This is a genomic window from Arthrobacter sp. H14, from assembly GCF_000520495.1.
Classification (GTDB): domain Bacteria; phylum Actinomycetota; class Actinomycetes; order Actinomycetales; family Micrococcaceae; genus Arthrobacter_C.
In genome coordinates this window covers 1-8,957 of record NZ_KI914642.1, presented here as the reverse complement: position 1 = coordinate 8,957, position 8,957 = coordinate 1, and the positions used below count along the sequence as shown (strand labels likewise).

Below are 8,957 nucleotides of genomic sequence, written 5' to 3'. Positions count from 1 at the left end.
AAACCACGCTTCAGCCCGCCGAACCAATCACCCTTCACCGACGTACAGCCGGGCGACAAGTTCTACAAACAAATCACCTGGCTGCACTCCACGAAAATCACCACAGGATGGAAAGACGGAACCTTCCGCCCTCGTGCCAACATCAAGCGCGATGCCATGGCGGCCTTCCTGCAGCGATACGACACGAAATTCTGACAATGACCAGTAATTCACCTCACCGTTCGAAGCTGTTCTTCACCGGAGCAAATACATGAAATCCAGAAACAATCCAAAGAAACACCGTCCGGGTAATCGCGGAGCCAAGGGATTGGTTGCACTTTCGTGCTCCATGGCCGTCGTTATTGGGTCGATAGGGTTCGCTTCGCCAGCTATCGCTGAAGAGTCCCCCTCACCATCCGTCACAGCGACGTCGACCACAGCACCAACACCGTCCGGGGAAACCCCTTCCGGCGAGACCAACCTCGCGGAGGCTATTGGCGAACGCGGCTCCTTCATGGGGCAGTCTGTCATAGCCAAGCGGCAAGGAGTGGATGTCCAGGACACCAAGCCGGCCAACCTCATGGAAGCACAAGCTCTGGAACCGATGGCCGCTGGATCCTGGCAGGCGCCAGGTATCAATGGTATGGACGTCAGCGGGTGGCAACCCGATGTCGATTGGCAAGAGCAATGGAACATGGGGGCGCGCTTCGCGTACGTCAAAGCGACCGAGGGCAGTGGGTTCACCAGCGATACCTTCAACCGCCAGTACAGTGGCGCGGACAACGTGGGAATGATCCGGGGCGCGTATCATTTCGCCCTGCCTCAGGTGGGCAACGCCCGCTCCCAGGCCCGGTTCTTCGTCAATAATGGCGGTGGATGGACGGCCGATGGTCGTACCCTTCCGCCACTGTTGGATATTGAGCACAATCCTTATCCAGACTATTTCGGCAACATGTGCTACAACATGGATGCCTCTCAGATGGTCGACTGGGTCCAGGACTTTTCCAGCCAGGTGATGCGTATGACCGGCCGCAAGCCGATGATTTATACGACGTATGCCTGGTGGACGGAGTGCACCAACAACAGCACAGCCGTGAACAAACACGATCTCCATGTGGCCGCATACCCCTATCCCGGTTATGAAGATGGTTTCGACATTTGGATGTTCGGCGGCTGGCGTGACTACACGATGTGGCAGTATTCCGCGACCGGCCCCTTCGAGGGAGACTCGAACCACTTCAACGGCGACTATAAAGACCTGCAGCAATTGGCCACCAACGGGTTTGCCGACGTAACAACGTCAAGCGATTTCTACTCAGAAGTAATGTGGGCAGACCGAATGGAAATCACGACCGGCTGGGACGACGGAACTTTCCGGCCAAAGGCGGATGTGAGCCGCGAGGCGATAGCCGCTTTCCTTTATCGGCTTGCTGACAAGCCTTCCTTCGATCCACCTCGGGATTCGCCATTCAAGGACTATCCGCGGGGAAGCAAGTTCTACAAAGAAGTCACCTGGCTCGAATCAACCGGCATCACGACCGGTTGGGAGGACGAGACGTTCCGTCCGCTGGCAGATATCGACCGTGACGCTATGGCTGCATTCCTGTTTCGCTATGACACGCAGTTTTAGTCACAGCGGCTGTTGGACTGAACACTGATAGACCCAGAAAGAGCCGCCATGTGGACCGCATATCGTCGACGTGGCGGCTCTTCCTGGTTAGTCTGCGGAAACTTCGGACTTATCTTCGCCCCAGAGTGTATGGAAAGTGCCCTCGGTATCGATCCGCTGGTAGGTGTGTGCACCGAAAAGGTCGCGCAGGCCCTGCGTCAACGCAGCGGGCAGGCGCTTGCGGCGCAGCCCGTCATAATATGCCAGCGAGGATGAGAAGACTGGCACCGGAACACCCAACTGCACCGCGGTGGACACGACGCGGCGCCATGCCGGCAGCGTCTGGGCGATGGCTTTGCTGAAGGCCGGTGCCAGCAGCAGGTTCAACGGTTTGTCCTCAGCGGCATAGGCCTTGGTGATCTCGGCCAGCAGTTCGGCCCGGATGATGCAGCCGCCACGCCACAGCGACGCAATCTCGTCGAGTTTCAGCTCCCAGTTATATTCGCCGGCGGCGGCGGTAAGCATATCGAGGCCCTGTGCATAGCTGACCAGTTTGGAAGCGTACAGCGCCTGGCGGACGTCGTCGACAAACGTCTCGGGAATCTCGACGTCGTCCTCCTCCCCCGCCAACACCTGCTGCGCCTGGGCGCGCTGGTCAGCCTGCGATGACAGTGCCCGGGCGAATACCGACTCCGCAATACCCGATGTCGGCAAGCCCAGTTCCAGCGCCGAAACAACAGTCCAGCGTCCGGTCCCCTTCTGGCCGGCAGCGTCGACGACGACGTCGATAAAGGGTTTGTCCGTTTTCGCGTCGGTGTGCGCCAGCACCTCCGCCGTGATCTCGATCAGGAACGAGGCGAGGTCGCCCCTGTTCCATTCTTCGAATACCTTCGACTGTTCGGCCGGCTCCATCCCGGCGCCGGTGCGCAGCAGGTCGTAGGCCTCACCGATAACCTGCATGTCGGCGTATTCTATGCCGTTGTGTACCATCTTGACGAAGTGGCCGGCACCGTCGGTTCCGATCCAGTGGCAGCAGGGTTCGCCGTCGACGTGGGCTGAGATTTTCTCCAACAGCGGTCCCAGCGCGTCGTAGGAACGCTTGGATCCACCGGGCATGATCGAGGGGCCCAGCAAAGCACCTTCTTCGCCACCGGACACGCCGATACCGACGAAATCGAGGTCCTTCTTGGCGAGGGCTGCCTCGCGCCGGCGGGTGTCTTCGTAGTGCGAGTTGCCGGCGTCGATAATGATGTCACCGGCTTCCAGCAACGGCTCCAGCTGCTCAATTACCGAGTCGACCGCCTGGCCGGCCTTGACCATCATCAGGATGCGGCGCGGTTTCTCCAGTGAATCAACCAGCTCCTGCAGCGATTCCGTACGGACGAATTCGCCTTCGTCGCTGTAACGCTCCAGTAATGCATCCGTCTTTTCGACGCTGCGGTTGTGCAGGGCGACGGTAAAACCGTTCCGTGCCAGGTTGCGCGCCAGGTTGGCGCCCATAACGGCCAATCCGGTGACACCGATCTGTGCAGACATTCTTACTCCTTTAGTCGGATGAAGCGTCGTGGCCGCGGGCGGAAGGTACGACGTCGGTACAGTGGCGCGGCTGCCAGCGCCCGGCTCTTCCTAACACCCTATGAGTCAGCCTCCGGCTACGGCTACTTTAGGGGTAAATATGACGGCCGGACGGATGGCCTGTTTGAGCTAGACTCAAGGGCGTTGACAGCCAATCCGGGGGACAGAAAATGCCAAGCAGACTGCACCAGAAGGCCCTCGAAGACCTTGGCAGCCGCATCGTCAACGGCACTCTGCCGGTCGGACATGTAATGCTGGCCGAGCAGCTGGAATCCGAACTGGGCGTGTCGCGATCGGTTATCCGCGAGGCGGTGCGCGTCCTGCAGTCGCTCGGACTCGTGCAGTCGACGAAGCGCGTCGGTATCCGGGTGCAGCCACGCAGCGACTGGAACCCGTACGACCCCCTCGTCATCCGCTGGCGGCTGCGTGGCAACAACCGTGGCGCCCAGCTGCGCTCATTGACCGAAATGCGCGTCGCCGTCGAACCGATGGCGGCAGAACTCGCTGCGGAATACGCGTCGGAATCGGTAGCTGAAGAGCTGCACGACATTGCCAACAAAATGCGGTCAGCAGGCCAGGATGCCCGCCGTTTCCTCGAGCTGGATGTGCGCTTCCACTCGGTTGTGCTGGCAGGTTCCGGCAACGAAATGTTTGCCAAACTGCATGATGCGGTTGAGGAGATTCTGACCGGCCGCCGGGACATGGGCCTGTTGCCTGCGCATCCGCATGAAGAAGCGGTGCAGCTGCACATGGATGTCGCCGAAGCAATCGCTATCCGCCGGCCCGCGGAGGCACGCGGGGCGATGAACGAAATCATGCGCCAGACGATTGCCGAAATGCAGCAGGAGTGGGCGCAGATACCGCGGGGCACCGACGCTGGCTGAATCAGCGCGCGTTGTCAGTGCTCGTCCGGCACATCCGCACTGGTGTCGGTCAGAGTGACCAGTTGTTCTTCAATATCCCGGACGACTTCCTCAGGACTTTGATCGATATCCACGATGATGGCAGATTCGTCGTCCACCAGCGATTCCAGCGCCTTGATCTGTGAATCGAGCAGGTCTTTGGGCATATAGGCGTGTTCCCGTTGGCTCAGCCTGGCGGCGATGACCTCCCGGCTGCCTTCCAGATGGATGAATACGGTTTCCGACACGTAGCCGCACAGCACGTCACGATAGCTGCGCTTGAGCGCCGAGCAGGCGACGACCACTGATGTGCCGTCGTCGTTACGTTCTTTCAAAAGTCCGCCGACCCGCCGCAGCCAAGGCTCCCTGTCGGCGTCGTCCAGGGCTTGTCCGGCTTTCATCTTCCCGACGCCGGCATCCGAGTGCAGCTCATCGCCCTCGACGTAGGGCACCTGCAATGATTCACCGAGGAGCGATCCGATTGTGCTCTTACCGGAGCCGGAGACCCCCATGACCACCATCGGCGGAAGCTTCTTACCCTTAAGTTTGGAATGGGCCATACTCGCTCCTTTGTCCGGTCGGATGCTCCCACTCTATTGATAGACCGCACCACAATTCCACAGGTCCGGCCGCAACCAATTTGCAGAAGCTGAAATAAAGCAGATATATTCAGCTTCGGCCCCTTATCCTGGACCTTGTTCCCCCAAATAGGTTTCAGGATAAGGGGTTTTCGTTTAAGCCTGCGCCGCGGCCCGGCCTGCTGTCCGGCCCGGAGTCACCGCTGTCCGGCTGCCGGACGAACCTCCTGCTGGAAAGGGCGAGCGGACAACTGCGCCAATTTGGACGTGTAGAGCCGGACTCCTCGGTCAAAGGGTGGAGCGGCGAGGACGCTGATCGTCACAATAGCAATCGCCGCACAGGCAACAAGGGCCCAGATATTGTTTGCCCCAATCGGGCCCGGAAGCAACGGCGTGGCCGCCAGCACCACAAAGCCATGCAGGACGAAAATGCCGAGGCTGCGCCGCCCGATGACTGTGGCCGGGTTCTTCTGCTGCGGCATGAGGGACAACACCGCGAACGTGGTCAACGCGGCAATCGCCAGCAAACCGGCCCGCGTCGCCAGTCCCTCCGCTGTTCCGGCGTTGAGCCGGTCGAAACTGTAACTGCCATACAGCCAACCCTGATGAATGTCCGTGCTGAACAGGATGAGTCCCAGTGCGCAACACAGAACGGCCGCGGAGACCTTCCACTTCATCGAAATGTTCGTGGCAGCGTCCAGGATCTGCCTTCCGTAGACTGCGCCGGTGATGAAAAACGGCAGGAAAACCAGCGCCCGCGAGATGCTGAACGCGTAACCCATCACATCAATCGCACCAGCGGCGATGGCGATCGCGAAGGATGTTGCCACAGCGGTCCTGGGAACTTTCATGGCCAGTGGCAGGAGCAGCAGCCACCAGATCATCCCAAGCAGAAACCAAAGAATCCAAAACGGCATGAATGCGGAGAAATCGCGTTCCAGTGGCAACAGCCGCACAGCGAAGTAGTAGAGCGCCTGGAAGGTCAGCAACAGGATCGTGAACGTGGCGATTCGCTTGAGCAGGTTGTCCCTTTTGGCGGTTATCCCGGACAGGAACACGAAGGCGGGCATGTGGAACATGTAAATCATCGTCAAGGGAAGACGGATGAGGTCGGCGTGCCACGCGCTGGTGGCCTCCAACAGGTGACCGAGAACAACCAGGCCAATGAGGATACCTTTGGCGGAGTCGAGCCGCTGGTCACGCGGGAACGTGGTGGGCATCGGAACAGTCTAGTTGTTACCGTTCTGTTACCAAAAGCGGGGACACGGTTCGCCTGCCGTGAAACAGTGTTCGGATGGTGGGTCCTACCGGGATCGAACCGATGACATCCACGGTGTAAACGTGGCGCTCTACCAGCTGAGCTAAAGACCCTCGCACATGTGAAAAGCAGCAGATCCACTCCAGTTCACGAGCAATAACTGTACCTGATCGGGCGCGGCTCCGCTAACCAGACCGGTACTAACCGACCGCCTGGGACAGATCCGGCAGCGATGATGCCAGCATCGACAGGGCGGCGGAGACACCCACATTGACTGTCAGCGCCGCCCGATCGTCACCGCGGGTGGCTCCGCGGTTGATGATCACCACCGGCTTTTCCTGCTTATGCGCATACCGGACGAAACGGAGGCCGCTCATCACCGCCAGTGAAGAGCCTGCGACCAGCAGCGCCCCGGCGTCATCCACCATTTCGTACGATCTGGCCACCCGGTCTTTGGGGACGTTCTCACCGAAGAAGACAAAGTCCGGTTTCAGCATTCCACCGCAGACATGGCAGGGCGCGATGGTGAAGTCGGAGGTCTGGTCCACCACTGCATCGGCATCCGGAGCCAGCTCGATAATTCCCTCCTGCCCCACCCGCTCAGCGAAACCAGGGTTGAGTTCGTCCAGGCGCCGGGCAAGGTCGTTCCGGGTCACCACGGTGTGGCAGTCGAGGCAGACAACCCGGTCGAAACGTCCGTGCAGGTCGACGACGGTCCGGCTGCCCGCCTCCTCATGCAGCCGGTCCACGTTCTGGGTGATCAGACCGGACATCAGGCCCCGCTCTTCAAGTTGGGCCACCGCATAATGGCCGGCGTTAGGCGTGGCATGGCGCATGAAATGCCACCCGACATGGTTGCGCGCCCAGTACAGGCGCCGCAGCTCTTCGTCTCCGGTGAACTGCTGATACGTCATTGGGCTGCGGGGCGCGGAATTGGGGCCGCGGTAATCGGGAATGCCGGAGTCCGTACTGAGCCCGGCCCCGGTCAACACGGCCAGCCGGTGCCCCGACAGCAGATCGACGACGGCGGCCAGGTTCTGCTGTTCGCTGGTGATCAACGGCGGTACACCGTTGCTGGGTGAGTCACTCACGAACCCTGTCATCCCGATGCCGACCGGTTTCTGTTCAGTCACCCTGCCAGTCTTGCCGAATCAGGCGAGTTCGTCGAGAGCCTTCCGGTACTCGGCCAGACTGCGCGCCTCGCCCACCGGATTCACCACGCTGTAACGGACGATACCGCCGTCGTCGATAATGAATGTGCCGCGCTCAGCCATGCCCCGGGTTTCGTTGAAAACACCGTAGCTGCGGGCCACGTCGCCATGCGGCCAGAAATCGCTGAGCAGGTCGAAGTCGTATCCTTCACTCTGCGCATAAGCCCGCAGTGCGTATTTGGCGTCGACGGAGACGGCAAGGACATGCGCGTCCTTCGCCGTGAAGGCGTCGAGGTTGTCCCTGAGCTCGCACAGCTCACCGGTGCAGACGCCGGAAAAGGCAAAAGGATAGAACACCACAACGGTGATCCGGCCGCGCAGTTTCGAGAGCCGTACCGGTTCGCCGAACTGGTTGGGCAGTTCGAAGTCCGGAGCGGTCTCACCGGTCCGGGGTATGTGAGCTGGCACTAACCCTTGTTGCGCTTGCTGACCAGGCGGGTCGCCGTCCAGTCTCCGGAGACGCCTGCCGCCTGGGTGGTCACATGCAAACCGGCCGTCGGCGCGGCTTCCTGCAGGTCGGCTGGCTGCACATAGCCGTCACGGCCGGCCTTGGGCGTCAGGACCCAGACCTCGCCGCCTTCCCCGAGAGTCGTCAGCGAGTCCATCAACGCATCGACAAGATCGCCGTCCTCGTCGCGCCACCACAGGAGGACCGCATCCACGACATCCTGATCATCCTCGGTCAGGATCTCGGAATCGATCAGATCTTCTACATCAGCACGCAACTCGAAATCGACGTCTTCGTCATAGCCGAATTCCTGAATCAGGTCTCCGTTTTTGAAACCCAACTTGCTCGCCACGTTGTCCACCGCGGCGGCCTCGGCCTCGCTCACGTGTTTCCTCCTGTACTGACTAGCCAATATGGTCTGCAGACCCCGCCGTCGGACGTGTTTTGCCCGGAGCCGGTGATATGCCTAACTACAAGCCAACACCTTTAAGCCCGGCGCATCAAGCCACACGGGCAGTGCCGGGGTAAAAAGCCTGCTCAAGAGCATATCCCGCCGTAACCTTGACGGGATATTACGACGCCGGCGGGTGGTTTGGCGGCGGACGGAGCCCCGGGATTCCCGCCCGCATGCTGTCCGGCTACGCATCGGGGCGGAGGCGGGACTAGAGTGGTTATGTGGATTTTTATGCCCGTAACACCGCTGTGCCGGGCAGAGGCTCCGCCGTCAGTCGCACCTGGTCCACAGACCGTATGGTGTCAGCGACACTTGATGCTGACAAGCACGAATATTTACCGCACACAAGAGAGGTTGGACGTGGCCGCAGGAGAAGAAGAAACGCAAATCCTGAGCGGGTTAACAAACCAGCTGCCCGACCGTGATCCTGAGGAGACGGCTGAGTGGATTGAGTCCCTTGATCAGTTGGTTAAGGAGCAGGGGACGGAGCGGGCGCAGTATATTATGCGTTCGTTGTTGCAGCGTGCCGGTTCACACAGTGTTGGTGTGCCGATGGTGACGACCACCGATTATGTGAACACGATCCCTTCCGATCAGGAACCGGCATTCCCGGGGGATGAGGAGATCGAGCGGAAGTATCGTGCGTGGTTGCGGTGGAATGCTGCGGTGATGGTGCACCGGGCGCAGCGGCCCGATATCGCTGTCGGCGGGCATATCTCCACCTACGCGGGTGCGGCGACGCTGTATGAGGTGGGGTTGAATCATTTCTTCCGGGGTAAGGATCATCCCGGTGGCGGGGACCAGGTGTTCTTCCAGGGCCACGCCTCACCGGGCATGTACGCCCGCTGATCCTGAGGAGACGGCTGAGTGGATTGAGTCCCTTGATCAGTTGGTTAAGGAGCAGGGGACGGAGCGGGCGCAGTATATTATGCGTTCGTTGTTG

The 8,957-nt window shown here is 60.3% G+C and carries 10 protein-coding genes, 1 tRNA gene and 1 pseudogene; 5 read left to right on the top strand and 7 right to left on the bottom strand.

All coding sequences use genetic code 11. The features are described from left to right. Both Y707_RS0107085 and Y707_RS24175 read left to right on the top strand, forming a co-directional pair. Positions 1 to 195 (top strand): S-layer homology domain-containing protein (locus Y707_RS0107085; RefSeq protein ID WP_026534553.1); only part of this gene is annotated, 195 nt, incomplete at its 5' end. A 331-nt stretch (positions 196 to 526) separates the two neighbouring features. Beyond that, positions 527 to 1,609: a GH25 family lysozyme gene (locus Y707_RS24175; protein ID WP_162150188.1), complete on the top strand. Its 1,083-nt coding sequence runs from the start codon at positions 527 to 529 to the stop codon at positions 1,607 to 1,609. A gap of 87 nt (positions 1,610 to 1,696) precedes the next feature. Here Y707_RS24175 and gnd read toward each other — a convergent pair whose 3' ends face one another. After that, on the bottom strand, positions 1,697 to 3,124 hold the full coding sequence (gnd, locus tag Y707_RS0107075; RefSeq protein ID WP_026534552.1) for an NADP-dependent phosphogluconate dehydrogenase: 1,428 nt from the start codon (positions 3,122 to 3,124) through the stop codon (positions 1,697 to 1,699). A gap of 209 nt (positions 3,125 to 3,333) precedes the next feature. On the opposite strand from gnd, the gene Y707_RS0107070 reads away from it, so the two are divergent. Next, on the top strand, positions 3,334 to 4,047 hold the full coding sequence (locus Y707_RS0107070) for a FadR/GntR family transcriptional regulator (protein WP_026534551.1): 714 nt from the start codon (positions 3,334 to 3,336) through the stop codon (positions 4,045 to 4,047). 14 nt (positions 4,048 to 4,061) lie between these two features. Here the strand turns inward: Y707_RS0107070 and Y707_RS0107065 are convergent, their stop codons facing one another. The 6 genes from Y707_RS0107065 to Y707_RS0107040 form a co-directional block, all read right to left on the bottom strand. Further along, on the bottom strand, positions 4,062 to 4,625 hold the full coding sequence (locus Y707_RS0107065) for a gluconokinase (RefSeq protein WP_035780724.1): 564 nt from the start codon (positions 4,623 to 4,625) through the stop codon (positions 4,062 to 4,064). A 215-nt stretch (positions 4,626 to 4,840) separates the two neighbouring features. After that, entirely contained in the window at positions 4,841 to 5,863 is a 1,023-nt protein-coding gene (locus Y707_RS24170) for an acyltransferase family protein (RefSeq protein WP_051441738.1), read from the bottom strand. A 75-nt stretch (positions 5,864 to 5,938) separates the two neighbouring features. Next, positions 5,939 to 6,014, bottom strand: a tRNA-Val gene (locus Y707_RS0107055). 87 nt (positions 6,015 to 6,101) lie between these two features. Continuing rightward, positions 6,102 to 7,004: an NAD-dependent protein deacetylase gene (locus Y707_RS0107050; RefSeq protein WP_035780753.1), complete on the bottom strand. Its 903-nt coding sequence runs from the start codon at positions 7,002 to 7,004 to the stop codon at positions 6,102 to 6,104. A gap of 48 nt (positions 7,005 to 7,052) precedes the next feature. Next, positions 7,053 to 7,520 (bottom strand): peroxiredoxin, encoded by a 468-nt coding sequence (locus tag Y707_RS0107045; protein ID WP_026534548.1) that lies wholly within the window; start codon positions 7,518 to 7,520, stop codon positions 7,053 to 7,055. Further along, on the bottom strand, positions 7,520 to 7,945 hold the full coding sequence (locus Y707_RS0107040; protein WP_026534547.1) for a DUF3052 domain-containing protein: 426 nt from the start codon (positions 7,943 to 7,945) through the stop codon (positions 7,520 to 7,522). Before Y707_RS0107040 ends, Y707_RS0107045 begins: the two co-directional genes overlap by 1 nt. 429 nt (positions 7,946 to 8,374) lie before the next feature. Between Y707_RS0107040 and Y707_RS0107035 the strand changes: the two are divergent. Next, positions 8,375 to 8,860: pseudogene (locus Y707_RS0107035) on the top strand (pyruvate dehydrogenase E1 component-related protein); the annotation flags it as partial. Beyond that, positions 8,805 to 8,957 (top strand): pyruvate dehydrogenase E1 component-related protein (locus tag Y707_RS33625; protein ID WP_503487606.1); only part of this gene is annotated, 153 nt, incomplete at its 3' end. The pseudogene Y707_RS0107035 and the gene Y707_RS33625, both read left to right, overlap by 56 nt.

What these genes read in the sequence shown, in the direction of transcription:
- Y707_RS0107065 (WP_035780724.1), bottom strand. Translation starts at nt 4,625, where the DNA reads ATGGCCCATTCCAAACTTAAGGGTAAGAAGCTTCCGCCGATGGTGGTC.
- Y707_RS24170 (WP_051441738.1), bottom strand. Translation starts at nt 5,863, where the DNA reads ATGCCCACCACGTTCCCGCGTGACCAGCGGCTCGACTCCGCCAAAGGT.
- Y707_RS0107050 (WP_035780753.1), bottom strand. Translation starts at nt 7,004, where the DNA reads ATGACAGGGTTCGTGAGTGACTCACCCAGCAACGGTGTACCGCCGTTG.
- gnd (WP_026534552.1), bottom strand. Translation starts at nt 3,124, where the DNA reads ATGTCTGCACAGATCGGTGTCACCGGATTGGCCGTTATGGGCGCCAAC.
- Y707_RS0107070 (WP_026534551.1), top strand. Translation starts at nt 3,334, where the DNA reads ATGCCAAGCAGACTGCACCAGAAGGCCCTCGAAGACCTTGGCAGCCGC.